General features: G+C 50.7%; 26 protein-coding genes and 1 tRNA gene. 14 read left to right on the top strand and 13 right to left on the bottom strand.

The window, feature by feature from the left end; all coding sequences use genetic code 11:
- Nucleotides 1–50: 50 nt before the first annotated feature.
- Both RGU75_RS22285 and RGU75_RS22280 read left to right on the top strand, forming a co-directional pair.
- Nucleotides 51–1,373 carry an Nramp family divalent metal transporter gene (locus RGU75_RS22285; protein ID WP_322239781.1) on the top strand — a complete coding sequence of 441 codons (1,323 nt, stop codon included), beginning with the start codon at nucleotides 51–53 and terminating at the stop codon, nucleotides 1,371–1,373.
- 468 nt (nucleotides 1,374–1,841) lie between these two features.
- Nucleotides 1,842–1,917: transfer RNA gene (locus RGU75_RS22280), tRNA-Gly, on the top strand.
- 187 nt (nucleotides 1,918–2,104) lie between these two features.
- Here the strand turns inward: RGU75_RS22280 and RGU75_RS22275 are convergent.
- The 7 genes from RGU75_RS22275 to RGU75_RS22245 all read right to left on the bottom strand — a co-directional run bounded on the left by RGU75_RS22275 (nucleotide 2,105) and on the right by RGU75_RS22245 (nucleotide 8,151).
- Entirely contained in the window at nucleotides 2,105–3,436 is a 1,332-nt protein-coding gene (locus RGU75_RS22275) for an MSMEG_0569 family flavin-dependent oxidoreductase (RefSeq protein ID WP_322239779.1), read from the bottom strand.
- 85 nt (nucleotides 3,437–3,521) lie between these two features.
- Nucleotides 3,522–3,809, bottom strand: a complete 288-nt coding sequence (locus RGU75_RS22270; RefSeq protein WP_322239777.1) for an MSMEG_0570 family nitrogen starvation response protein — start codon at nucleotides 3,807–3,809, stop codon at nucleotides 3,522–3,524.
- An 82-nt stretch (nucleotides 3,810–3,891) separates the two neighbouring features.
- Complete coding sequence (locus tag RGU75_RS22265) at nucleotides 3,892–4,944, bottom strand: sll0787 family AIR synthase-like protein (protein WP_322239775.1); 1,053 nt, start codon at nucleotides 4,942–4,944, stop codon at nucleotides 3,892–3,894.
- On the bottom strand, nucleotides 4,941–5,501 hold the full coding sequence (locus tag RGU75_RS22260; protein ID WP_322239773.1) for an MSMEG_0567/Sll0786 family nitrogen starvation N-acetyltransferase: 561 nt from the start codon (nucleotides 5,499–5,501) through the stop codon (nucleotides 4,941–4,943). Before RGU75_RS22260 ends, RGU75_RS22265 begins: the two co-directional genes overlap by 4 nt.
- The gene (locus RGU75_RS22255) at nucleotides 5,498–6,610 is read right to left on the bottom strand and encodes an MSMEG_0568 family radical SAM protein (protein WP_322239771.1); all 1,113 of its coding nucleotides are present in this window, start codon (nucleotides 6,608–6,610) and stop codon (nucleotides 5,498–5,500) included. The genes RGU75_RS22260 and RGU75_RS22255 overlap by 4 nt, the downstream gene beginning before the upstream one ends.
- Complete coding sequence (locus RGU75_RS22250) at nucleotides 6,570–7,631, bottom strand: Nit6803 family nitrilase (protein WP_322239769.1); 1,062 nt, start codon at nucleotides 7,629–7,631, stop codon at nucleotides 6,570–6,572. The genes RGU75_RS22255 and RGU75_RS22250 overlap by 41 nt, the downstream gene beginning before the upstream one ends.
- 37 nt (nucleotides 7,632–7,668) lie before the next feature.
- Nucleotides 7,669–8,151, bottom strand: coding sequence for an MSMEG_0572/Sll0783 family nitrogen starvation response protein (locus tag RGU75_RS22245; RefSeq protein ID WP_322239767.1), 483 nt, complete (start codon nucleotides 8,149–8,151; stop codon nucleotides 7,669–7,671).
- A 469-nt stretch (nucleotides 8,152–8,620) separates the two neighbouring features.
- Here RGU75_RS22245 and RGU75_RS22240 point away from each other — a divergent pair, with 469 nt between their 5' ends.
- The 6 genes from RGU75_RS22240 to RGU75_RS22215 all read left to right on the top strand — a co-directional run bounded on the left by RGU75_RS22240 (nucleotide 8,621) and on the right by RGU75_RS22215 (nucleotide 15,226).
- Nucleotides 8,621–10,015, top strand: a complete 1,395-nt coding sequence (locus tag RGU75_RS22240; RefSeq protein WP_322239765.1) for a PLP-dependent aminotransferase family protein — start codon at nucleotides 8,621–8,623, stop codon at nucleotides 10,013–10,015.
- A 685-nt stretch (nucleotides 10,016–10,700) separates the two neighbouring features.
- Nucleotides 10,701–10,835 (top strand): hypothetical protein, encoded by a 135-nt coding sequence (locus tag RGU75_RS22235; RefSeq protein ID WP_322239763.1) that lies wholly within the window; start codon nucleotides 10,701–10,703, stop codon nucleotides 10,833–10,835.
- 156 nt (nucleotides 10,836–10,991) lie between these two features.
- On the top strand, nucleotides 10,992–12,131 hold the full coding sequence (locus RGU75_RS22230; protein ID WP_322239761.1) for a porin: 1,140 nt from the start codon (nucleotides 10,992–10,994) through the stop codon (nucleotides 12,129–12,131).
- A 217-nt stretch (nucleotides 12,132–12,348) separates the two neighbouring features.
- On the top strand, nucleotides 12,349–13,467 hold the full coding sequence (locus RGU75_RS22225) for a branched-chain amino acid ABC transporter substrate-binding protein (protein WP_322239759.1): 1,119 nt from the start codon (nucleotides 12,349–12,351) through the stop codon (nucleotides 13,465–13,467).
- 67 nt (nucleotides 13,468–13,534) lie between these two features.
- Nucleotides 13,535–14,287, top strand: coding sequence for a class I SAM-dependent methyltransferase (locus RGU75_RS22220; RefSeq protein ID WP_322239757.1), 753 nt, complete (start codon nucleotides 13,535–13,537; stop codon nucleotides 14,285–14,287).
- Between the two features lie 33 nt (nucleotides 14,288–14,320).
- A complete protein-coding gene (locus tag RGU75_RS22215) occupies nucleotides 14,321–15,226 on the top strand; it encodes a LysR substrate-binding domain-containing protein (RefSeq protein WP_322239755.1) in 906 nt (301 codons plus the stop codon).
- On the opposite strand, the gene RGU75_RS22210 is transcribed toward RGU75_RS22215, so the two are convergent.
- From RGU75_RS22210 to RGU75_RS22185, 6 genes are read right to left on the bottom strand one after another with little or no spacing between them, the layout of a single operon-like run.
- Entirely contained in the window at nucleotides 15,219–15,536 is a 318-nt protein-coding gene (locus RGU75_RS22210; protein WP_322239753.1) for a YciI family protein, read from the bottom strand. The two genes, RGU75_RS22215 and RGU75_RS22210, sit on opposite strands and share 8 nt — an antisense overlap.
- Nucleotides 15,533–16,198 carry a polysaccharide deacetylase family protein gene (locus RGU75_RS22205; protein WP_322239751.1) on the bottom strand — a complete coding sequence of 222 codons (666 nt, stop codon included), beginning with the start codon at nucleotides 16,196–16,198 and terminating at the stop codon, nucleotides 15,533–15,535. Before RGU75_RS22205 ends, RGU75_RS22210 begins: the two co-directional genes overlap by 4 nt.
- A 2-nt stretch (nucleotides 16,199–16,200) precedes the next feature.
- On the bottom strand, nucleotides 16,201–17,151 hold the full coding sequence (locus RGU75_RS22200; RefSeq protein ID WP_322239749.1) for a carbon-nitrogen hydrolase family protein: 951 nt from the start codon (nucleotides 17,149–17,151) through the stop codon (nucleotides 16,201–16,203).
- Nucleotides 17,152–17,160: 9 nt separating this feature from the next.
- Nucleotides 17,161–18,177: a 2Fe-2S iron-sulfur cluster binding domain-containing protein gene (locus tag RGU75_RS22195; protein WP_322239747.1), complete on the bottom strand. Its 1,017-nt coding sequence runs from the start codon at nucleotides 18,175–18,177 to the stop codon at nucleotides 17,161–17,163.
- Nucleotides 18,174–18,851, bottom strand: a complete 678-nt coding sequence (locus tag RGU75_RS22190) for a hypothetical protein (RefSeq protein ID WP_322239745.1) — start codon at nucleotides 18,849–18,851, stop codon at nucleotides 18,174–18,176. The genes RGU75_RS22195 and RGU75_RS22190 overlap by 4 nt, the downstream gene beginning before the upstream one ends.
- A 3-nt stretch (nucleotides 18,852–18,854) precedes the next feature.
- Nucleotides 18,855–19,403 (bottom strand): pyridoxamine 5'-phosphate oxidase family protein, encoded by a 549-nt coding sequence (locus tag RGU75_RS22185; protein WP_322239743.1) that lies wholly within the window; start codon nucleotides 19,401–19,403, stop codon nucleotides 18,855–18,857.
- Nucleotides 19,404–19,625: 222 nt separating this feature from the next.
- On the opposite strand from RGU75_RS22185, the gene RGU75_RS22180 reads away from it, so the two are divergent.
- The 6 genes from RGU75_RS22180 to RGU75_RS22155 all read left to right on the top strand — a co-directional run bounded on the left by RGU75_RS22180 (nucleotide 19,626) and on the right by RGU75_RS22155 (nucleotide 24,935).
- Entirely contained in the window at nucleotides 19,626–20,765 is a 1,140-nt protein-coding gene (locus RGU75_RS22180; protein WP_322239741.1) for an ABC transporter substrate-binding protein, read from the top strand.
- 236 nt (nucleotides 20,766–21,001) lie between these two features.
- On the top strand, nucleotides 21,002–21,883 hold the full coding sequence (locus RGU75_RS22175) for a branched-chain amino acid ABC transporter permease (protein ID WP_322239739.1): 882 nt from the start codon (nucleotides 21,002–21,004) through the stop codon (nucleotides 21,881–21,883).
- A 1-nt stretch (nucleotide 21,884) separates the two neighbouring features.
- Nucleotides 21,885–22,742 carry a branched-chain amino acid ABC transporter permease gene (locus tag RGU75_RS22170; RefSeq protein ID WP_322239737.1) on the top strand — a complete coding sequence of 286 codons (858 nt, stop codon included), beginning with the start codon at nucleotides 21,885–21,887 and terminating at the stop codon, nucleotides 22,740–22,742.
- Nucleotides 22,726–23,499, top strand: a complete 774-nt coding sequence (locus RGU75_RS22165; RefSeq protein WP_322239735.1) for an ABC transporter ATP-binding protein — start codon at nucleotides 22,726–22,728, stop codon at nucleotides 23,497–23,499. The genes RGU75_RS22170 and RGU75_RS22165 overlap by 17 nt, the downstream gene beginning before the upstream one ends.
- Nucleotides 23,492–24,226, top strand: coding sequence for an ABC transporter ATP-binding protein (locus RGU75_RS22160; protein ID WP_322239733.1), 735 nt, complete (start codon nucleotides 23,492–23,494; stop codon nucleotides 24,224–24,226). Before RGU75_RS22165 ends, RGU75_RS22160 begins: the two co-directional genes overlap by 8 nt.
- Nucleotides 24,219–24,935 carry an SDR family oxidoreductase gene (locus RGU75_RS22155; protein WP_322239731.1) on the top strand — a complete coding sequence of 239 codons (717 nt, stop codon included), beginning with the start codon at nucleotides 24,219–24,221 and terminating at the stop codon, nucleotides 24,933–24,935. Before RGU75_RS22160 ends, RGU75_RS22155 begins: the two co-directional genes overlap by 8 nt.
- The last annotated feature ends 36 nt before the right edge of the window (nucleotides 24,936–24,971 follow it).

Below are 24,971 nucleotides of genomic sequence, written 5' to 3'. Positions count from 1 at the left end.
AGCACCAGCCTTGCGATTGAATCAAATTCATCCTCGTGTACTGAAAAACTATGTTTGGTTTACCTACTACGGCCACTGCGCCATTCTGCCCGTCTGAAGTCGTCGGTACGGTAGCAGTTTCTCCCACTGCACCGCTATGGCGAAAAATAGTCCGCTTTACTGGTCCAGGTTTGTTGGTCTCAATCGGTTACATGGACCCCGGAAATTGGGCGACCGATATTCAGGCTGGATCACAATTCGGCTATAGCTTGCTTTTTGTGGTGATTTTGTCGAGCCTTGCTGCGATCGTGTTGCAGTGTCTGAGTATGCGACTCGGTATTGCCACCCAAAAAGATCTAGCAGTGCATTGCCGCGAACAATACAGTCCACGTGCGGGCAAAACTCTGTGGTTTTTTGCTGAGGTTTCGATCATCGCGTGTGATGTTGCCGAGGTATTGGGAAGCGCACTGGCGTTCAAGTTACTGTTTGGCGTATCGCTGGTGACTGGGGTATTGCTGACGGCATTTGATACGATTATCGTGCTCGGTCTTAAAGGAAAAGGCTTTCGGCAGATTGAGGCAATCATTCTTGGTTTGATTCTCACCATCAGTGTTTGTCTGTTTGCCGAACTGTTATTTGTCAAGCCAGACTGGAGCGCCGTCGCCGCTGGCGCGATCCCGTCGTTAAAAGCGCTGGCCGGCCAAGAACCGCTTTATTTGGCTATTGGCATTCTTGGTGCGACGATCATGCCGCATAATCTCTATTTGCACTCTTCGATTGTCCAGACTCGCGTGGTTGAGAGTAATGATCGCAGCCGGCAGCAGGCGATCCGGTTTTCACGTCTGGATACGATATTTTCCCTGATGGTCGCGCTAGTGATCAATGTCGCTATTCTGGTTTTGGCTGGCGCTGCCTTTCACACCAGCGGTAGTCACGTTGCTGTGGAAATCGACGAAGCGTTCCACTTACTAGACCCGATTGCGGGCACCGCCGTGGCAGGTATTTTATTTGGCGTGGCCTTGCTGGCCTCAGGCCAAAGCTCGACATTTACCGGAACAATCGCAGGCCAGGTCATTATGGATGGTTTTCTAAAAATAAAAATACCCTGCTGGCAGCGCCGCTTGATTACACGCAGCCTGGCTTTGGTGCCGGCATTGATTGGTGTAATCTTGTGGGGCGAACATTCTGTGGGACGTTTGTTGGTGATGAGTCAGGTCGTATTGAGCCTTCAATTACCTTTTGCCATGTATCCGTTGATTAAGCTTACTAGTCGCCGCGACTTAATGGGAGTCTTTGCCAATTCGCTGACAACCTCGGCGCTGTCATGGATGTTGTTCGTTGTTATTTCTGCAGCGAATATCTGGTTGGTTTTACAGGCATTTGGGATGCAATAGCCCATTGGTCTATGGAGATACCGCTTGTGCGATGGTGTCTTTCCCTAAAGAAATTGCGGCAATAAAAATCGTCGAAAGATTTGCGCGCGCAGCTTCCGGTAACGCGAGAGTCGCCTCAGTGTCGAAAATTTACATAAGATTTCTTTGCGCTGTTGATTTTTTGGATGATTCAGTGTGATAATTAAATTATCGAAATGTGATGAGGGATTTGTCACCACATTGTTGAATGTTGTGTTTTAACGCTATATTTACCATTGTGAAGACATTTTTTATCAAGTTTGAATTAGGTGTTGTGCGTTTGTTGAAGGGCTGCTATACTTCAGTCCTTCGTTAGTTAGCTTTAAATGTTTTTTGCGATTTTAAGTAAAGCATAGCCGATACAAGAGTAGATTCACCTTTCGCCGAGGTCACTCTCCAGATAGGTTTGGATTTCGGGAATCTCCTCCTGTATCGGTTAGCAAAGAAAACGCGGGAGTAGCTCAGTTGGTAGAGCGATACCTTGCCAAGGTATAGGTCGAGAGTTCGAGCCTCTTCTCCCGCTCCAAAATAAGAAAGGAAGCCCAAAAGGCTTCCTTTTTTTATTGTTGGTTTGGTGCAGTTAATTCCCCGGTCAGCCAGCCAGAGCTGCGCTTTTGTCCTTCGGTTTAGTTCTTATTTTTTATCTTTACTTGAATCTGTCTCGTCCTAATATTTAAGTTGATGGTCAGTGAGCGCAAATTTGATGCGTAATTTTAACAATTAAGCGCTGATTTATTTTGCACTTCTAGTTGTGTTGATTGCACAGATATCTTCATGGTAGGCAGGTTTTTATCGCGATGTCGGACAATGTGTTCCAGCAAATATCCGGCATCTCGTGCAATGCCCGAAAATCGTCCCGATCCCCATGTGTATTGCCAAGGCAAGCCAAGAAAATACAGCCCCGCAATGTCTGTCACGCCGCGCGTGTGGCCCGGATAGCCGCGTGCATCAAAGATGGTTTCTTCGATCCAGCTAAAATCGGTACGGAAGCCGATGCACCAGATGACCGCGGCAATGTTATTGCTGCCCATATTAAGACGTTGCGGCGCATCCGCTGGTGGCTCCCAGAGCGGCACGTAGCGTGCTTCCTTTGGTGCATCAATGGCATTGTCGGCGATAAATTTATCGATATTGTTTTTGATGTTTTCGGAGGCCGCATCGGCACTGTCGAGGTTATTTTTTAATTCGCTGCCGAACGTTGCGATACCATCGGCGAACGTCTCGAAGCGACCATATAATTGCATTCCTTCCAGCGCAAATTTGCGCAAATCAATATCGCGTCCACCGTCACGTCCAGTGACGTAGTGATTGGTTTTTTCGCGCACGCCCGTGCCAAGCGGATGGCGCTCAACGGGAAGGTCGTAATACTTCATGTGGTCAAGCCATTCCACCACATCCTTGCCACGATAGGTGCGTGCAACGCGCGGTGCATCACCGACGCATAAGTGCACGCGGCGGCCGGTGAGATGGAGATCCTCAGCTATCTGGCAACCGGATTGTCCTGTACCAACGACCAAAATATCGCCAGGTGGAAGTGACTCAGGATTGACGTAATCAGACGAATGTAATTGCACGATGTGATCGGGTAATTTTTCTGCCGCGCCTGGGATTATTGGTATGTGATAACCACCGATGGCAACCACAACCTGATCAGCTGTCAGGTTGCCTTTGGTTGTTTCGATTTCAAACACGTTTGCAGCATTGCGAAGCAGCCTTGTAACTCCGACGCCCTCGGCGGCAGGTGGTTCGAATGAGGCGACGTATCGGTCAATGTAGTCGACGATATCATCTTTTTTCATGAATCCGTACGGATCGTTTCCAGTATAAGGAAATCCCGGTAATGTGCATTGCCAATTGGGTGTCACCAGACAAAACGTGTCCCAGCGTTCGCTTCTCCAGGCGTGGCCGATACGGTTCTTTTCAAGAATAAGGTGGTCAATGCATTGCTGCTTCAGGTTGTAGCTCATCGACAATCCGGCTTGGCCGCCGCCGATAATCAATACCGAATAATGATTGTCTTGCAATAATTGAGGTGAAGTATTCATATTTATTCTCCAAATGCTGATTGGATAAATGACGGATAAGGGATCAAGCGAATGGTCAATCGCAAAAAGAATGAACAGTCAGCCGTCACGGGCGAAACGCTTCGACAATGACCAATGCGTTTTCCTGATCTTCAAACCGGCTGGCAGTGCGTTCTATTTGACCAAGTTGATCCATCGCGGATGAGCACATGTAGCCAAATTTTTGCTGCACACGCTCGCTCGCCATGGTTAATGCGGCGCTACTGCGTTCTACAAAATCGGGGATTGGATAACTTTTTCCGACTTCCAGATAATCTTTGATGACCCGCGATGGAGAGTAGCAATCGCTGGTTGAATTGTCCGGCCAGCGGACGCTAAAGTGGACTACGGGCATGGTTCTCTCCATATAACAATAAAGGGCGGACGTCGTATCGGATTGTCGAAAATAAAAGGTTTTTAAAATCGTGGCTTTTCACTTAGTGGCTTTTAACTCCGGCGGATATTGCCGACATTGGCCCGCAGCCAATCAACGGCTCTGCGTTGAAGTCCCATAGCGTTTCCGTTTCACCGTTGCGTTGCAACCGCACGACGCCGGAGGCATCGGTGCGACCGATCGCAGCGCAGGCAATGTCTCGCGCTGTGAAGCGCTGCAATACTTGTTCCAGATGTACATCGGCTACGCTGAGCAAAAAACCATAACTGGGGAAGGCGGTTAACCAGCGTTCCAGCGCGACGTTCTGAGGCTTAGGAATAGCATCAAGATTAATGGTCGCACCAATTGCTGAACATTCCAGCAGCATTAATGCAGTGCCGACTACGCCTGCCATGCTAATGTCCTTGCCTGCTTCAGACCAGCCGTCTTCTGCAATCATCGGCAATAGCGCAAGATCATCACGCAGGCGCTGTGCTGGTGAACCGCTGCTGGCATCCCAATAATCATACGGCTCATGGAAGTGCCCACGCAAGTCTATGGCGGCCACCAAGTGCTGACCTGGACGTGCATCGAAGCTGGTCAGAAGCCGCTTGGCTCGGCCAATGATAGCGACCGATAATTGCTCTCTATCATTGCGGCGGTTACTATGACCGCCAACGATTGGCACGTTATAAATGGTTGAGGCCGCTGCCAGTCCTTCCAGTATCGGTTGCGCAGCATCGCCGGTGCGACTCCACAATGCATCGACGATGGCAACTGGACGACCGCCCATGGCATAAATATCACTGACATTGACCATCACGCCACAATATCCGGCAAACCACGGTTCTTGTGCGACAAATTCATTGATAAAGCCTTCAATCGCAAATAACAGATAACCGTTACCGTCGGGTTCAGGGATTGCCGCACAGTCATCTCCGACCGGCACAGCGGCGGTGCGATCATAGGTGGTTCCCAGTGTGCGGATAACGGCATCAATATCTCGCTTATGCGCGATGCCGCGTGAGTCGCGCAACATCGTCGTTAGTGCGCTTAATGTGATTAATGCACCTGATTCTTGTAATGCTGCGTTCAACTTTGGACCGGCGATGTTCATATCGCACCAGGGATCAGCACAAAGCCGATATCGCCATCGTGCATCGGTGGATAAAAGTTAAGGTCGGCTTGCATCAAATGATGTGGACGACCATGGACGTCAATCTCGTCTATCGAGGCCCAGTGCAGTCTTTCAAACAACGGCACGTTCTGGTTTTGTACCTGCGCCAAAAAAGTTTTGCATCCATGTGCATGCGCGGTACGCACTGCCAGGTTAATTAAGCCAGTACCAACTGACCCGATTCGCCGCGCATGACGCGCCACAGCCAGACGTGACCCATACCAGATGCCAGATTGCGACTCGACAATACGGACGGTCCCGACGAGCTCATCGGGCATGTCCGGAATACAGAGAATCGCCGCAATAGGGTATGCGCGTTGATCGATTTCATCTGTATCGTCACCTTCAAAGATGCCTTGCTCATCGCAAAAAACAGCACACCTCAAGCGTTTTGCTGCCTCACGTTCGTATCGTGTCGTCGCAAGTTTGATGCGTACCGTAGCATTTGCAAAAGCGTTATCGGCATTGACAACTAGTGGCGTGCAGACGGCGCTCATGATGGCTTCTTCTCAAAAGTTGATAATGATGAACAGGCACCGCAACGCCCGCAACCCGCTTTGATATCGGTTGAGCGCAAGCCACGCGATTCCAGCATGGCTGCCAGCGGTGTCAGTAGTTCGCGCATGAATTGGGGTGATGGTGCGGGATGATCTTCCAGCGGCGTCCCTGCAATTGGCACAAAAGGCACAACGAACGGATAGACACCGATGGCGATCAGTTTTTCACATATACTCAAAATCGCTTCGGTGGTATCACCAAGTCCAGCGAGTATGTAAGTACTAACCTGACCATATCCAAATACTTCTATAGCGCTTTCAAACGCGTCGAAATAGCGCGCAATCGAAACGCTTGCCTTGCCTGGCATGATACGAGCGCGCACCTCAGGCGTTACTGCTTCGAGATGCATGCCAAGTGAGTCGATTCCGGCATCATGCATGCGCTTGAACCAGAGATCGTCGTCCGGCGGTTCGCATTGCCCTTGAATCGGCAGGTTGACCGCGCTCTTGACGGCAAATGCACTTTCGCACAAAATCTGCGCGCCACGATCGGTGGCATTTGGCGTGCCGGTTGTCATCACCATATGCTTGACGTTATCCAGCAGAACAGCAGCACGCGCGACTTCCGCTAATTGTTCGGGCGTCTTGCGCAAAATAGTTCTGCTCGCAGCGAGTGATTGTCCTATCGCGCAGAACTGACAGGATTTACGCCGACTCTCGTAGCGGATGCAGCTTTGTAGCACGGTAGTTGCCAGTACGTCAGAGCCATGTAATGTCGCGATTTTGGAGTAAGGAATACCGTCCATTGTCTGCATTTTGTAAAAACGTGGCTGACGCGGGAACGAGATAACGCCAACGGAAATCCCATCCCGCAGCAACGCACTGGTGCCATCGGGACCGAGTGGCGCAGCCACAAATGGCGACGACCACGCGCTTGCCGTATGCACCGGAATCATCACCGTATGCCCATCCACCACAACCGCCTTATGATCGGATGGGCCGGCCCCGCCGCGCCGACTGGCAGCACCAGCATTGGGGTCATTGAGTCGCAAGCCCAGCGATTGCAGTTCAGTAATTAGTTGTTGATGTGGTGTAGAGACTGTTTGCATGATGTGTGCTCGCAAGAGTTGGGCTGTCGGCGGAGTTGAAGGTTGGTTGTTCGTTTTCGGTGTTATCTGTATCCTCACTAAAAAGTGGTGAAACAGGGGCATGTCGACGGTCATCAACGACCAGTTTTAATAATTCTGGCCGCGCATAGTGACCGACGGAATCCATCATGCGCTTACGTTTGGTGATGAGCGCCATATCGAGATCGGCGATCACCATGCCTTCTCCGCTGCGCAGTGGCTGTGCCAACAGCACACCTTCCGGCGATACGATGGCAGTGCAGCAACCACCACGCAGCGCCTTTTGGACGGCAGGATCGGGTGTGATCGCGATGATCTGGGCATCGGTCAACCAACCGGTGGCGTTCACCACAAAGCAACCAGCCTCAAGCGCATGATGGCGTATCGTTACTTCCATCTGATCGGCGAATATCTGTCCAACCATAGAGCCGGGAAACTGGGCACAATGGATTTCTTCATGCTGCGCCATCAAAGCATAGCGTGCTAGTGGATTGTAGTGTTCCCAACATGCCAGCGCACCCAAACGACCGACGGCGGTTTCCACGACTTTGAGTCCACTGGCGTCGCCTTGACCCCAGATCATGCGCTCGTGATAAGTCGGCGTAATTTTTCTACGTTTTAACACCAGTTCACCATTGGCATCGAACACTAGTTGCGTGTTGTATAGCGTGCCGTGATCGCGTTCGTTCACACCCAGCACAACGACTAGGCCGTGACTACGAGCAACAGCCGAGACGGCAGCGGTTACCGGACCCGGCACAACGACTGCACGTTCGTATAAAAGCAGGTGTTCAGCCCCTGCTGCAAAGGGCGGCCGGACGAAAGAAAAGTAAGGATAGTAGGGCACGAAGGTCTCTGGAAAAACTACGAGCTCCGCACCTTTTGCAGCCGCACTTTCAATCGCTGTACAAACCTTGTCCAACGTGCCGCCAGCACTTTCAAGGTCTGGTGCAATCTGAATCGCTGCCGCGCGTACCGTCTTTTTTTGCGATGATCTTGTCATTGTATTGTCCGTTTTCATGATCCGCCCTTTGCAAGGTTTATAGCGTCCAGGTATCAAGAATGAACGCGTTTGCACGCGTGTGGATCAACTTCAAATCCAGTACGTCAAGTGGATTGATTGCGCGAATACCGGGAATCAACGAAGGCTCACCGTGGCCGTATAAAGCTTGAAGCGCAAAGCGGCAGGCATAGACTTTGCCGCCTGCTTCCATGAAAGAAGTGATCCGGTTATTAAAATTCAGATGACCCGGAAATGCCTCATCGCCAAGCGTTGGAAAGCCGCGTTGCAAACCTAATGTGACGCCGGGACCGTATAACAAGATAGAGGTTTCATAACCTTTGCGTTGCAGGCGCGTGGCTTGCAATAAATTGACAAACCCAATCGACCCTTCAAAGGCAACAGTATGAAAAGTAACCAGTGCTTTTTCACCCGGTAAAGCTTTGATATCTTCAAATACTTTCTCTTCGTAATCGACAAAGAAATCGCCTTTAACGTGGGCTGGATGTTTGACCGTTGGCATGTTGATAGCTCCTGATGAATGGGTTGAAATGCGGCGACATTTGCTGATTGCTGTCGGTCAGACGCACTGTCGTGACGGCCTCATTGAATGCATATGGCGTGCCATACAATCGGTCTATATGCCCATATTGAATGGAAAAAAATGCATGCAATCGATTTTTAAAATGGCAAAGCCGCATTGCTATTGCGTTTCCGACGGGCCTGGATTTGGGCGAATTTCCGGGTTTGATGAAAATCCATTCAATCGTCCCATTCAATTCACATTATGACGTTGCACCATAGCGGAAACGCATGCTTTAACTTCGTGCAAGAAGTGCCTAAAAAATGCGCAGGGATGGTGCAGAACAGGCATATTTTTGGACAATTCGAGTCGAATTACAGAGTGATTGTATGGAATGAAAAATGCATACATTGTATTAAAGATTTTTTTAGCCTGAAGAGTGACGCAGGATTGAATGGGAGTAATGAAGATGGTAAAGCTTCAAAATGGATGGTTGCCAAAATTGAAAAAGGGAAGCGGCCCTCTCTATCTGACGATTGCCAATGCCATCGCCGACGATATTGCTGTGGGTCAATTAGCCGCAGAGCAACGGTTGCCGCCACAACGTAAGCTGGCTGAGTTGCTGGGCATCGATTTCACTACCGTGGCGCGTGCTTACACAGAAGCACACCGGCGCGGTTTGGTGGATTCTGTGGTTGGGCGCGGTACGTTTGTGTGCGGTCTTCGCCGCCCCAAAATTCCCCGTGTATTTGAAGGGCGACCTAACGTCGACATGTCAATGAACATGCCGCCGGAACCCGTCTCGGAGGAATTATTAACGCTCATGGAAAGCGGCTTTGCCAGCGTGAGTGGTAAGTTAAGAGATTTGCTGCGGTATCAAGATTTTGGCGGATCGCCCGAAGACCGTGAGGCTGGTGCGTTATGGTTGCGCCGACGCGGATTGGTGGTTGATCATGATCGCTTGTTGGTTGTACCTGGTGCGCAAGCTGCGTTGGTCGCCGTGCTAACCACGCTAGCACCATCAGGATCGGTCATTTGTTGTGAAGAGCTGACTTATCCCGGACTAAGAGCATTAGCAGGTCAACTTGGCATCCGTTTGATAGGCTTGCCGATGGATCGTGAGGGAATCGACGCGGTTGCATTTGCGGCTGCATGCGCACAATACGCGCCGAAAGCCTTGTATTGCAATCCGACTTTGCTCAATCCGACTACGATAGTGATGTCACACACGCGGCGACAGGCGTTGGTGGAAGTGGCCCGTCATTATGAGGTACCGATTATCGAGGACGACGCCTACGGTTTTTTGCCGCGCGTGACGCCACCAGCAATCGCCAGCATCGGTCCGGATGTGACGTTTTATATTGCGGGTTTGGCAAAATGTGTTGGCGCAGGTTTAAGAATTGCTTATCTGGTAGCTCCCGACGCACAATATGCATCCCGGCTGGCATCTGCGGTGCGGGCAACGACGGTGATGGCATCGCCCATTACGTCGGCGTTGGCAACCCGCTGGATTCGCGACGGCACGGCTGATTTGGCGTTGAATGCGATCCGCAAGGAATCGATGGCGCGCCAAAAGCTAGCGGCGCGATTATTACCGGCGGGAAGTTACCTCTCGCATCCGGAGGCTTTCCATTTGTGGATTAGTCTACCTGCGCCATGGGATCGAAAAGCATTTGCAGCGCATTTGCAATCGTCCGGTGTTGGTGTGGTGGCGAGCGATGCTTTTTCGGTATCGATGCAACCGCCGGAAGCGGTGCGGGTCTGCATCGGCGGCGTCGCCAACCGTGAAGAAATTCAGCATGCATTGGAGTTGATTGCGGAGACATTGCGGACGGCACCGCACGTTGCCCCGGCGGTTGTATGATGAACTCTGATTTATATTTGAGTTAGATTTAATAGGGCTTGTTGCTATTGGCATGTTGATTTTAAAATGACTTAATAGGTGTATTTTTTTATCCGAACAGGTCCCGGCGAGTGGCGAGTTCGGCTACGTGTGTTTGCCGTCGTACCGAAAACGTACCTATTTTCGATAGGTTCGAACGAAAAACAATCATTGTCTTGGTGGTTGCAGTGAATATGATTTGCGGAATGCTGTTTAGCCAGGCGTCGAGTATCGTGCTGCTGATCTGCACGTGTATTCAAATCGTTCGCATTAATTGCGCTCACTAATCGTTCCCCCCCCTGAGCGTTCTCACTAGCTGAAGTACAGTTTAGTAACTCGCCAAACCTCTTACACCGGTATCTGCTTCTTGTTGCAGTTGGTCAGATGACCTGTGCTGCCGCATATACATGTTGCTGCTACTGCAGCCTTACATGCGTTCGGGTAGCCGTGGCGAATCGCTGCGCCGCTCAAGAGCGAAGCATGTGAAAGAGAGCTTACTTTAATGTTGGATTGAATTAATTTGAATCACGGACGAATTTTTTGATTTGCTTCGGATATTTCGTGTTGCTAATCTTAAGTCACTATTTATTTCGCTGAAACTAAGTTTTTTTCGGTGGCGAGATATCCGTTACCAGCTTCGTAAGCTTGAACTTGACTTCGGTTGACTATGTTGTTGCTCCCACTATGCGACGTTGGCACGCCACGTTGGTTACTAGGTCAGCGTTTGTTGGGATTTCGCGAAGATGATGCTACCACCCGGACTGACAAGCAGCAATTGGACTTGCATCGCTCCCGACTGTAGCGCTTTTCAGGTATTCGCAAGTGCTCTATTACCGCTTTAAATTGAGTGCCAACCGACAACATGGAAGGGGATATACAACCAAAGAAAATTACTGACAACTCTTTACTTTCGCAATACCCGCAGATGACTAAAAAAATTATATATAGGGATTATTAAATGAAAAAATCATGCATCGCACTTGCAGTGCTAGCCGCAGGCACAGCGCAAGCACAAAGCTCGGTCACAATCTACGGCATCGTTGATACTGGCGTCGCCTATACAAACAAAGCTAATACGACCGCAGTACCGGGTGGCAAGACGGGTAGTCAATTAAGCATGGTCTCCGGGATCGTCCAGGGGTCACGTCTAGGCTTCAAAGGCGTTGAAGATTTGGGGAGCGGTCTGAAGGCGGTGTTCCAACTGGAAACTGGCTTCGCCAATGACACCGGTGCATTGCAAAGCGACAAAGGGACATCTACTTTATTCCGTCGTAAATCCGTAGTTGGCTTGAGTGGCAACTTTGGGACTGTTCTGCTTGGTCGTCAAACTGACCTTCTGGACGATGTCAGTGTGTGGACCTCTATTGTCGATTTTGGTACTTTTGTTGCTGCACCGGGACATGTTCTGGACCGCCTGGAAGGTACTCGCACCAACAACTCGATCCGTTACAACACGCCAAGCCTGGCTGGTTTTACTGCTAGCGCGATCTATGGTTTAGGGGAAGTCGCCGGTCAGACATCGACAGGTCAATCGTTTGGTCTGGGTGGTCAATATCTAAGAGGCCCCATCACTTTATTCGCTGCTTACTACCAATCTAAACTAGGCACGCCCACGGCTGGAGCTAGCGACGTTTCCTTAGTTAATTCTGCTCCCGTATTCATCGGTCATCCCGGTGATACAGCGCTGAAGACATTTACGCTAGGGGCTAGCTATCAAGCCGGTCCGGCACGTCTGTATGGTAACTGGTCGCGTGCGAAGCAACCACTGGCAAGTGCGGCGACCAATAACATCATCGGTGGCTTGAGCAACGACAAGGCTGATATTTTCGAAGCTGGCGTAAATTACGCTGTTACCGGTCCCTTACATCTACTTGCTAGTGTGCAACATACTAAACTCGATTTCATTGGCGCTAAAAACGGTACATTGAATCAGTTCAATCTGGGTGCCGACTATTTTCTTTCGAAACGTACTGACTTGTACGCATTCGTGTCGGACCTACGCGCGACAAATACAACCAACCCGGGGGTTTTGGGTTCTACAGTTGGTGCATCGGGTAACCAGGCAGCAGTTGCTTTGGGTGTCCGCCATAAGTTCTAAAATACTTGAGATGATTTTCAGGTTGCCTGGGACCGCATATTAACCAATAGAGGAAGTCCTATGATAGTTAGCCTTTCATAGGCGGCATAGGACTTTCCCTATTTTTGCTTCTGTCAATAACCCAGTGTAGATATTCAAATTGGCACATCGGCAAAATTTCTAAAATACGCTGTTTGGAGTGTCACGGGGCATTTCATTGCACAATACTGGATCTGTCATGGAAAATGGAAAAACTGGATTTAAATTAATTTTTATATTGGCATTGCTGATTTGTTGCAATCCGACTTTTGCAGCCAACGATACGGCAGATACTACTCTATATGTCGTCGCGCCTTTTTCCGGCAGTCTGTCCAACTTTGGCACGCAGATTCGTGCAGGTGTAACGGCAGCAATAAATCATGCTAATGCAAGTCAAAAAAATAGGGGGCACTTAACGGCCGAATTCATTGATGACGGTTGTGCGGCTGATCGAGCTGAAACGATTGCAAAGCAGCTAGTTGAAAAAAAAGCGGAAGCTGTACTTGGACATGTTTGTTCGATTGCCTCAATGCCTGCGTCCGTGATATATGCCGAGGCAAATATTGCGATGGTTTCAGCGGCGTCATCCAATTCGGCATTAACGGAACGTGGCTTGCATAATGTGTTTCGCGTAGCCGGTCGAGATGATGAGCAGGCCAAACTGGCTGCAGGATTTATCGCTGAAAAATTCGCAGGAAAGAAAATTGCGATCGTTCAAGAAGGCGACCTTACCGGAAAAGGGCACGGCGGAAGGGTTCTCGATGCACTTGCGAAAAAAGGAATCAAGCCTGAGCGAATATTTACTCTTGATGGTACCGAGCAGATTTCGACGATTGCCGCAGATCTGGTCAAAAGTGAGATTGATGTCATTTTTTACGGTGGACACCAGGCGGCGGAGTTGGGCGAGCTTCTAAAACAAACACGTGCCGCTCAATTTAAAGGACAATTTATTTCCAACGATGGCGCGGGAAATCACAGTGTATGGGACGCTTCGAGCGGTGCGGCAGAAGGGCTGCTCTTCACCTTCGATCACGACTATCGCGACGAGCCTAGCGCGCGTGAGGCATTGGTGTCTTTACAGGCTATTGGAGCGGAACCTGATGGATTCACCCTGAATGCTTATGCAAGTACCCAAATTCTGATTCAAGCGCTGGAGAAAAATCGAGGGAGGATGGGAAATAATATCGTCGATTATTTGCATTCGCACTCTTTCGATACGGCGCTGGGCACTGTGAAATTCGACAGCAAGGGCGACCTTACTGAGCCGCATGAGTCGCTATTCATTTGGCGCAATGGAAAGGCTGAGCAGTTGCGCTAACGCGAGGCTGATAGATTGTGATTTTTAATGTATAGTTTTATCATAGATCCGGTAACGAAAGTCCAGCATGAATTCTTGCCTTTCTGCTACGCAATCACTTGATGTTCGGTTTGTCCGAGATTATGGTCTGCGCGTTGTTGAATTACTGAACGTCGAACAGGGAGAGGAGGTCCTCGACTTGGGGTGTGGTGACGGCTTGCTTTCTGCACTGTTGATGGAAAGTGGTGCGCGCGTCACCGGTGTGGATATCGATCCTGATGCTGTGAAACGCGCCAGAGAACGTGGCGTGAACGCGTTTGTACTTGACGCTCAAAACCTGAGCTTTCCAGCGCGATTCAATGCCGTTTTTTCCCATGCATCCATTCATTGGATGCCGGAAGTGGACAAGGTATTTGCGGGTGTCTGGCGTGCTCTAAAACCCGGCGGACGTTTTGTGGTGGAAACCGGAGCGCATCGTAATGTGGCTGCGATCCACACCGCTATGATCGCTACGCTGCTCCATTTCGGCGTCAAAGAGGAGGAAGTGCCGCGTTTCTATTACCCAGCCTCCGACGAGTGTTGTGATTTGCTGGAGGTCAGTGGTTTTTCTGTTATTTCCATCCAGACATTTCCTCGTCCGACACCTTTACCAAAAGGAATTGAGGCTTGGTTCGAGATGTTTGGTGAACCATTCTTTTCTAAGGTACCGCCGGAGCTTCGGATGGAGGCGATGGGCTATGCCAAGAAATTGCTTGAACCTGTGTTGAAAACGGGACATGGTGATTGGATTGCTGATTACGTACATCTCCGGTTTAAAGCTGTCAAAGCTACTAACCGATAGCCGATTCCATTTTCATTTTTGCCGAAACTTCAAATGAGCCGCCTTCCGTCCCTTCGCGCAATGCGTGCTTTTCAAGTAACGGGAAAGCATCTTAACCTCGCCGATGCTGCCGAAGAGCTATGTATCACAGCGTCGGGTGTCAGTCATCAGATTCGGCTCTTGGAGGATGATCTTGGTACCAAGTTATTTAATCGGACTGGTCGCGGCCTGGAGTTGACCGAGCGCGGTGCGGAACTTTTGTTAGTATTGTCGGATATTTTCGATAATCTTCATAACGCTATTTCAGAATTCCGAGAGAACAAGAAGGGAGGGGCGGTACATATCGCTATGCCTGTTAATTTCGCCTCACGCTGGTTTATTCCTAATCTGGCTAAATTCGAGGAGATGCATCCTCACGTCAACATACGGTTGTCTTCGCAGGACGGCAGCATGACGCGCCCTGGCAGAAATGATCTCGATTGTGCCATTCGCTTCGGCCAGACTGATTGGCCGGGTTACTCGAAAATTCCACTGTTTTCCGAGAAACTTGTCATTGTTTGCAGTCCAAGACTTTTGCGCCTCACTAAAAGTATTTCGGGAAGCTTGCAAGAATTTCGATTTTTGCAGGTAGAGACTCAGCCGGGGGAGTGGGAGGCATGGGCTCGTGGAACCGGAATGGATCTTCCTTTGCATGCACGGAAATTGATATTTGAAAGCAGGGAGTTGGCGATCCAGGGCTCCATTGAAGGACTCGGCATCACACTCGCCGGGTTTTCTGAAATTGCGGAAGATATACGCGTAGGGCGACTTGTCCAGGTCATGGAAGACAGACACGTGGTGAATGGAACTTATTACTTTCTTGTGTCAGACGAGCGCGCAGCCTTGCCGGGGCTGCGCAGCTTGACTGAGTGGGTTCGTAGTGAATTCTCCGAACGTTCCAGCCACTTGCTAGCTAGTTAACACCGGCAAATGGCTTCCTGATCCGGGCTTCAAAAGCAGAAATGCTTACCTCCTTGAATAGCCCTGCCAGATGAAACGGGTCATTGTATGCGAAAAATTCAGCGTCAGAAATAACATCAAATTCGACCAGGTACATACTGCCGATTTCTGTTGCAGCAGGTGCGTCTTCATGATTGCCATTCTCTAAAAGTGCCCCGGCCAAAAGAATCGACGCGGCATATCGCGAAAGGTACTCTAGATGCGGCTGCCTAAGCCTGTTCCTCTCGGTGCCGCTTCCGTGCCTGTCTATCCGATAGATGCAAAAGATCATGCTTGTCTCGTTTCTTTCTTTGCGACATATCCTTCGATATTTTGCAAAATTTTCCCGTCTGCGATTGGCACAATATGATCAGGAAAGGCCTGCTTGATCTGGAAGCCCTTTTCCTTGAGCTTGACAATCAATGCATCGAGTTGCGCACCGATTGTTTTCTCACTGTCTCTTAGCGCTAAACAGGTCCACTCTTTTCCTTCGCAATGGTCAACGCACATGTCTACCCATGAGTCGACGTTTTTCCATTCGCGAGGTGTGAAATCCCACAGAACGCACTTGTATTTTTTTTCCAGTAAGTGGTCTACCGCGACAGTGTTCAACAAGCGCGTATCGAGAACGCCACCGAAGCCATACGGCCGATACATGATCTCGGGATTCGCAAGTGCGCCAAGCGCCTCGAAGCCCAGATCGATTTCAGGTATGGCATCCTCGAAATTTTCCATCCATCCCATCGGCGTTTTGTGCATGTGAGAATGGCTACCGTACCAGTGACCTTCCCGCACTGCGCGTTCTGCCGCATCTCTTGCTTCCGGGTCTTCAAGTTTCGAGCATATGGCAAAGAAACTGCTTTTGATATTGTGCTTTTTTAGTACATCAAGCACAACATGTGTGGTTTCTGCGTCCGGACCGTCATCAAAAGACAGCGTTACATATTTTTCCATTTTTATACTCCAGAATTAAAAGATGATTGGTAAGTGGTTTCGATGTTGAGTTGCTTGCTGAGGTTAACCTGTAATTTCAATACGTCTGGCCGGGAGTAATGACCGCAGCCATCGACTATATGTTTCCACTCTGCAATGAGTTTGAAGTCAAGTTGCGCCGTCAAAAGTTCTTCATTGTCAGCTTGTGCACGCGCCAGATATTTTCCGCCAGGAGCAACGATGGACGACGCACCACCGCCAATTTTCAGCTTTTGTGAGGCTTCAGTGCCCAGATAGTCGGCAATGTCTTCGGTAAAAATAGAGGTGGTACTAATGACAAACGACGCCGACTCGATCGCATACATGCGTACCGCTGCGTCAATCAGGTCGTCAGTCCAAGGCATCCCGCCCGGCCAATTTGCGATATGAATATCTTCTCCCTGTGCCTGGATTGCGTATCGGAAAAGAGGGTTTGTATGCTCATAGCAGATCAGGGCACCAACTTTCCCTACGCTGGTATTCCACGTCTGCAAATCGGATCCATCGCCTTTTCCCCATGTAATCCGTTCATGATGCGTAGGCACGAGCTTGCGGCGGCAGCCAAGGATTGATCCGTCAGCATCAATGGAAAGCTGGCTGTTGTAGATTGTGCCGCCGTCTAACTCGTTGATGCCAATGACTGAGACACAGCCGGCTTCGCGTGCCGCTGTCTGCAGACGCTTGACAATAGGAGAATCGAGCCGTAATGCTTGCTCGTATAACTTACCGGAAAAACGAATCCGGGCGCTGTAGGGATCGTGGATCAATGTCCAATAGGGATAACCAGGCAGAACCGTTTCCGGAAACACGACCAGCTCGGCGCCGAGCTTGCCGGCTTCTGCGATTTTTTCGATGATCTTGTCTGCGGTGGCTTCCAAATTCATGTAGACCGGTGCAATTTGCGCAGCGCAAACAATGGGATTCTGGGATTTCATTCAATGCTCCTAAGTAGGGAGAAATTCTTCGGTATAAAAGCGCTGGAGAGGAACGTCCCACTCTTGTGCGCGATCACGTATCGCACCCACCATCGCGGGAGGGCCGCAAAGGTAGGTGGCGCCTGTTGTGCCGAGCGATTGGAAGAGGGCGGGACTCAATGCGTCTAATACACTACCCTTGACACAGTTGGGTCCTTGTATGCCATCCACCACCGCCAGGGTCACAGTTAGATCAGCGATCTTGGCGTGCAACGCGTTCAATTCATCTGTGTAGAACAAATCTTCCAATCGCGAGACGCCGAATACGAGATGTTTCGGGCCTGTCGGCTGTTGCAGTCTTTCCTGATCGGATAACATCGATAGGATGGGTGCCAGACCTGTTCCGCCGGCGATATAGAGAGACGGGGCGATGGTATGCCGCCGGTAGAAAACACCGAATGGGCCTTCGACGTTCCAGACATCGCCTACAACCGGAGATTCATTTAGGTAGCCAGACATTGCGCCGTTCGCTAGTTCGCGTATAAGAAATCCAACCTCATTTTTTCCAGGCAAGGTGTATGGAGAGTACGCACGCATGAAGTCTTGTCCCTGCGGGCTGACCTTGACATATTGCCCAGGAAGAAATTCGAACATCCGCAATTTTTCCACTTTGCAGCGTACATCCCAAACGGTGGCACTTACTTTCGTTTTGGAGATGATCTTGAGCATTCGCTTTTTCTGGGGAAGAAGCGAGGCCCTGGTGTATGGCAGTTCGATGTCCAGAGAGGCAGACACCGGCTGCGCCTGGCAAACAAGAACAGCATCCGGCTCATCGCCCGAAACGGCCAGCAAGCTGCGCTCCAAGGCATAGTCGACTGCACCCGATCGCAAATGGCCTTTGCATGTCCCACAACTGCCGTTGAGACAATCGTGCGCCAATCCAATGCCGCCTGCTTTGGCAGCATTGAAGATATTGCTTTCGGTGTCGCAATGGACGAGGGCCTGTTCGCCGTCGGCAAAATGCAGTGTCACCTGGCTTGTGCTCATTGGCCATCTCCTTCGGCTTCGGCTTCGACAATTTTCCAATGTCGGTCAGTCGCCCCGCGCAAGCTGCCAGACACGTCAATATCGCGCTCCATGTCGGCAATGCGTTGTTCGTACCGATGCGCGATGACCGCAATTTCATGGACCAGCTTGGTCGGTATAACAACCACACCAAGATGGTCGCCGACAATAATGTCGCCTTGACTGATTGTGACGCCGCCGCAGGTTGAGGAAGGGCACAGCGCCATTGTTTTGATCCTGCCAAAACCGCTGGCGGGCGAGCGACCAGCGCCGGCAACACCGACCGCATCGGGAGCCGATACCGCTGGCGTGCGGACCGCACAGTCCGTGAGCAACCCGCCTAGCCGGCGTTTGCTCGCTATTGCTATTTCGGTTGTAGTGAATGCCGCGGTGATTGGATCAGGATCACCTGCAAGGACGATAACGGATCCTTCCTCGCATTCATCGAGCGTCTGCATGCAAACTTTATGAAATGCTTTCTCTGCGGTTGCGGCGACCATGATGGTAATGGCAGGTCCAAAGATCCGCTGGCCATAAAGCAAACTGATCGATGGCGAAATCGTTTGCTGGCGACGGGTGATCGTGTCCAGCGCGTCCGAAATCGCTGCAGTCGAGCGTTCACGCAATGCGTTCAGATCATTGTTGTCGTATAGCATCTTTTATTCCTCCACTTTCAAACCGGTTGGCAGCTGATCGATACTTTCCATATTGTTGTCATACCAATATTCCATCATGCCTTCTTCTCCTTTTGCCTCGGACCATTGTTGCAACGTTGGTCGCACCCGTTTCAGATCGTATTCCGGAACACCAAAGCCGCATGCCGTTAGAACCGATTCAACGTCGGCAAAAAATATCTGCCGGGTGCCCGGCATCTCCGGAAACATTGCCAGCAGCTCGTCCCACTCTGGATCACCACGAAATATCAGGCGCGCCTTCGTGTATAGCCGCATGATCATCGGCTGTCGCCCGTAGCTACAGAACATGATTGTCATCCGTCCGTTCTCGGTGACATGGGCTGCTGTTTCATTTCCGCTACCGGTCAAATCAAGATAGATCACTTGGTTTGGGTTGAGTACGCGAAATGTGTCCATGCCCTTTGGAGAAACATTTACGCGTCCGTTAGCCGGCGCGGTGGCAGTAAAAAAAAGTTGTTGGTCTTCGATAAATTCACGAAACTGACCATCGATCGCTGGATAGAATTTAGACATCTCGACTCCTCGCTGTGTGGATGTAATGGAATTATTCAACGAAAAGAGATGCTTCCGTTCGCATATTTCTCAACCACCCTTGAAATTTCCAGAAGGCTAAACGCGAGTTGAATTTAATTCTATGCACTTGCAATTTTTTGATTTGCTAGAGGTTTTTTGATCCTCTATAGTCATCTCATCGGGTTCTATGTGATGCCAATCGTGAGTTCAGGGGGGAATTAAATGACTATCAGATGTACCAAAAAAATCAGTATCACCATGTTTGCCGCACTATCACTTATCGTCAGTGCAACGGCGATCTCTGCTCCTGCAGAAGTACGTCTTGGTATTGTCCAGGTCCTCAGCGGCCCGAATGCCAAATTCGGAGGGCAGACCTACAAAGGCATTCAACTGGCGGCCGAGCAGGTCAACGCCCGGGGAGGTGTAAAAGGTATCGGTCCTTTAAAACTCGTTGTAGAGGATTCGGCCGGTAATCGGGATCAGGCGGTTAATGCCTTCCGACGCCTTATTGCGCAAGAAAAAGTGACGGCTATCATCGGACCTACCTTAAGTAGCGAGGCCCTTGCTACTGGCCGAATTGCTTGTGAGCGAGAAGTGCCGATGTTGACGGTCAATGCGACTGCAAAGGGTATCCCTGATGTTTGTTCTTATGTGTTCCGCACGTCGCTGGCCGAGCAACTTTTGATTCCGCTTTCGGTGAGCAGGGCCAAGGCGAAGTACAACATCAAGCGCGCTGCCATCTTCTACGCCAACGATGATCCCAATATGGTGCAATCGCTAGAAATATATAAAGCCATTGCCGCCAAGGAAAAAATCGACATCGTTGATATTGAGTCCTTTTCTACGAAAGACACTGATTTCTCAGCCCAACTTACAAAAGTGAAATCGATGGACGTTGATGCAATCTTCACCGGTGCTTATCCTGATACCGGCGCGTCCATTCTGACGCAGGCCGCCAAGCTCGGGTTGCCGAAGAAAACGGTCTTTGTGGGTGGAAATGGCTTCAACTCGCCAAAAATTATTGAGCTGGCCGGCGCGAGCGCAGAGGGTCTGGTGGTCTCAAGTCCATGGTTTATCGACCGCAAAGATCCCGAAAATGTCGAATTCATATCCCTCTATCGGAAAAAATTCAAAGAAGATCCAGATACGTATGCGGCACAGGGCTACCAAGGCTTGATGCTCATGGTGACGGCAATCGAAACTTCTCCTTTAAAGACGCCAGCCAGCATTCGCGATACCTTGGCCAAGTCGCGCATTCATGGACTATTCGGGGATTTTTCTTTTGCCCCTAATCGGGATCCGAGTGGTGTGGGCAACGCAGTAACGCTGCAAGTCAAAGATGGCAAATTTGCACCGATGTAGCAGGGTTGGGCGATGTCTTTGGCATCGTCAAAGTATTTCTATCCAGACAAAAAATGAAGAGGGCCAACTGCACGGGTCGTGATATTTCGGATTTGTTCGCGCCAGTGTATTGATATGTTGTGGGGAAAGAGGAGCCGCGCAGGTTGCCGCTTTGCTCTTTCCCATAATGTTCGATTTGTTCGTTGGCTGCAATGCTTTACAGGGCTGCATTTTGCCCTGTGCAAAAAGGAGATAACGTGTTCGCACAACAATTGGCAAATGGTCTCGTACTCGGTGCTGTATATGCCTTGTTTTCCCTAGGTTTTACAATTATTTTTGGTGTTCTGCACGTCATTAATCTGACTTACGGTGTTTATTTTGCCGTAGGCGCTTACGTTTCCTTGTGGGCTGCCAAAGCATTGGGCGTCAATCTGTTCGGTGCGCTGCTGATATCGGCCGTTACAACTGGCGTCTTTGCAATCTTGCTCGATAGTATTATCGTGACACCGCTGCGCCGCCGCACGGATCGATATCTCGCATCGCTACTGGCAACAACAGGGTTGTCCTTATTCGCTTATTCACTATTAACACGCTTAGTCGGCGCGGAACCGCTTCGGTTTCCGCCAAACTTTGGTGGAAACACTATCGTGAATCTGGGAGCGATCACGCTCAGCCAGCTGCAAATCAGTATTGTCGGGATTGTCCTCGTGATCGTCATAGCCTTGTTTTGGTTCCTGAAAAAGTCGAGATGGGGTATTGCTGCGCGAGCGGTCGGCGATCTTGAAATCGCGGCGCTGCTTGTTGGTTTGTCGCCATTTCGGATCACGGCCCTTATTTCCTGTATGGCAGGCGTTTTGGCTGCAGTGGCCGGTACGCTTATCGGCATGAACACCAACGCTGTGGAACCGTTTATGGGCGAAGGAATGATGCTTCATGGTTTTGCCGTCGTGATCATTGGCGGCCTGGGTAGCATCCCTGGAGCGCTGGTCGCAGGCTTGCTGCTCGGTGTTGTCGAAATCATGACTAGCGCCTATATCAGTTCTGCATATCGGGATGCCGTGACATTTTCGTTACTACTTGCCACCTTATGGTTCTTGCCTACCGGCCTGATTCCATTGAAATCAGCGAAAAGGGTCTGACATGAACGTGTTTTTTGATAACCTTTTATGGACCTACCAGACCCTGCTTACCCAAGTTGGTATCGGCTGTTTGCTGGCATTGTCGCTTTATTGGGTAATAGCAACCGGGCAATTGTTTCTTGGGCAGGTCGCATTCATGGCGATGGGCGCCTATACCAGTGCCACGTTGTCGATGCAGTTTGGCTTACCTCTGTGGATGTCGGTGTTGATGGCGATCGCCTTTGCCACGGCAGTCGCTGCATTGATTGTTTATCCAATGCTGCGTCTGTCCGGGGTTCATATGGCCATCGGTACTATCGCATTTGTTGCCGTCGTCAGGTCGGTGGTAATCAATATGGAATTTCTCGGTGGTGCGTTAGGCATTTCCGGCGTTCCGCACCCTGTTTCTTTAGCTACTCTGTATCTCATCGTGTGTTTGGTTGCCGCGGGAATGCTGTGGATCTCAAAATCACGCATTGGACGCAACATGGAGGCGGTGCGGACGGATGAAGTTGCGGCAGCAGTCATGGGAATCAATGTAGGGAAAGTGAAACTGACCTGTGTATTGATTTCTTCCGCCTTAGCAGGCCTGGCGGGAGCCCTCAATGCGCATGCGATGGGTAGTATTTCTCCCAATGAGTTTACTTTCCAATCGTGTGTCACGGTGTTGAGCTATGTCGTGCTAGGTGGAATCGCCTCGCCACTGGGTGGAATTCTCGGCGCCATCGTCTTGATCGCCTTGCCGGAAATGCTCAGTGGGCTGGCCGAATACCGCACCATGTTTAACGGCCTAGTGATTGTCGTCGTCGTCATGCTCCTGCCATCGGGACTGTTTCCAATCAAAACTCTTAGGATACGTGGATATGTTAATCGTCGATAAAATCACGATGAAATTTATGGGGCTAACTGCGCTGAACGAGGTTTCCTTTACGGTCAAGCAAGGTCACATCCATGCATTGATAGGGCCGAACGGTGCAGGTAAAACTTCCCTGTTCAACATCATATCCGGAGTGCAGCGGCCGACGTCTGGAACTATTCACATGGACGGTGTGGGCGATTTAAGTGCCATACCTCTTCGCGACCGAGCCGGAATCGGCATGATGCGCACCTTCCAGAATATTCGACTTTTCAGTTCGATGTCGGTCCTCGAAAACGTCATGCTTGGTGCCACCGCGCTCGCTTCTACAAGCGTATTCTCGGCTGCACTGGGATGGGGACGGGGACGCGATGAGGAAAAGAGTGTAGTCGCCGAGGCACTGTCGCTGCTTGATCGGGTGGGATTAGCCGATCATGCACACACGCAAGCAGCCAGTTTGCCCTACGGCGCGCAACGCCGACTGGAGATTGCGCGGGCGCTAGCCGCCCGGCCCCGTCTGCTGTTGCTGGATGAGCCGGTGGCAGGGATGAACGACGTAGAACGCGATACGTTAACCACATTGATCAGGGATATTAATGACCAAGGCGTCACCATCCTGATCGTGGAGCACGACATGCCTTTCATCAAATGCTTGAGCGACCGGGTTACAGTGCTCAATTTTGGTCGACTAGTGACCTCCGGTATTCCAGACGAGGTCACCAGCGACCCTGCGGTCATCGCCGCCTACCTGGGAACAGAAGTAGAGGACGCCCATGCTTGATATCAATGAACTTTATGTGTCATATGGCGCAGTTGAGGCGTTGCGCGGCATCTCCCTGTCCGTCAAGGCTGGCCAGACTGTGGCGGTCATTGGCCCCAACGGAGCGGGAAAATCAACACTGATGCGCAGCTTGTCTGGATTGGTCCAGCCCCGGTCCGGTACGTTGAATTACCAAGGGAAGCCGCTCAGTGGGCGGTCCGCCGCCGCAATCGCTCGCATGGGTATTTCTCAGGTGCCTGAAGGTCGGCAAATTTTTCCAAGCCTGTCCGTGGATGAAAACATGAGACTCGGTGGCTTTTGGCTACCGACTTCACGCTACAAAGCAACGCGTGCGCGTGTTCTATCTTTGTTTCCGCGTTTGCAGGAGCGCCTCCGGCAACAAGCAGGTTTGCTCTCTGGAGGTGAGCAGCAGATGCTTGCCATGGCGCGCGCAATGATGGCGGAGCCGAAACTGTTGCTGTTGGATGAACCAAGTATGGGTTTGGCACCACTGATCGTTGACGAAATTTTCAAAGTGATCGCCGAACTGAAATCCGCCGGTACGACGATTCTCCTGGTCGAACAAAGCGTCCAGCGGGCGTTGAAGGCGGCGGACTATGCCTACGTCGTCGAGTTGGGAAAGATCGTCGCGCATGATCAGCCCGCAAAGTTAATCCAGAGGACGGATATCGTCGACGCCTATCTTGGACAGAAATCCGAACAACCACGAAAGGTATCAAATGGCTAAATCAGTTCTAGTAACGGGGGCTACCCGTGGTATCGGACGGGCCATCGCGGAACAAATGGCTGCGGACGGTTACGAGGTCATCGGTATCGCGCGCAACCCGGTCCCCGATTTTCGAGGACATCTTTATCAGTGCGACCTGGACGATCCGATAGAAACTCAGGTAATTCTTGAAAAAATCTGTCGCCTTCATGAGATAACTATCGTGGTTAATAACGTTGGTGCGGTTGCTGTCGAGACCGTCGGAACGATCACGTCAACTGCACTGAGCCAGCAGTGGCGGGTCAACGTTGAAGCTTCTGTGATGACCATCCAGGCGGCCTTGCCAGCCATGAAGAAAAATCAATGGGGCCGCATTGTTAATATCGCGAGTGGTGCGGTCTTGGGTAAGGCTGGCAGAGCTGGCTATTCAGCTTCGAAGGCGGCGCTCCTTGGATTGACGCGCACCCTCGCGATAGAACTTGGGCCGTTTGGCATTAGCGCTAACTGTATCGCACCCGGCCAGATCCTGACCGAGTTGTGGGCGTCGAACAACCAACCGGACAGTCAACAAACTCGCGCTATGGTCGCTTCCATTCCCAGACGAAGGCTGGGAAAGCCCGAAGACGTCGCAAGCGCGGTAAGTTATTTGGTGTCAGAGCAAGCAGACTACGTGACCGGGCAGACCTTGTATGTTTGTGGCGGCCTGACGGTTGGTCGCAATTACGGCTAGTTGCTGTTCGTCGGTAAATTTTTAATGAATAGGGAA

It is taken from the genome of Glaciimonas sp. CA11.2 (genome assembly GCF_034314045.1).
Taxonomy (GTDB): Bacteria; Pseudomonadota; Gammaproteobacteria; order Burkholderiales; family Burkholderiaceae_D; genus Glaciimonas.
Note: the sequence above shows the minus strand (reverse complement) of the source record. Positions and strands in the feature narration are given on the sequence as shown.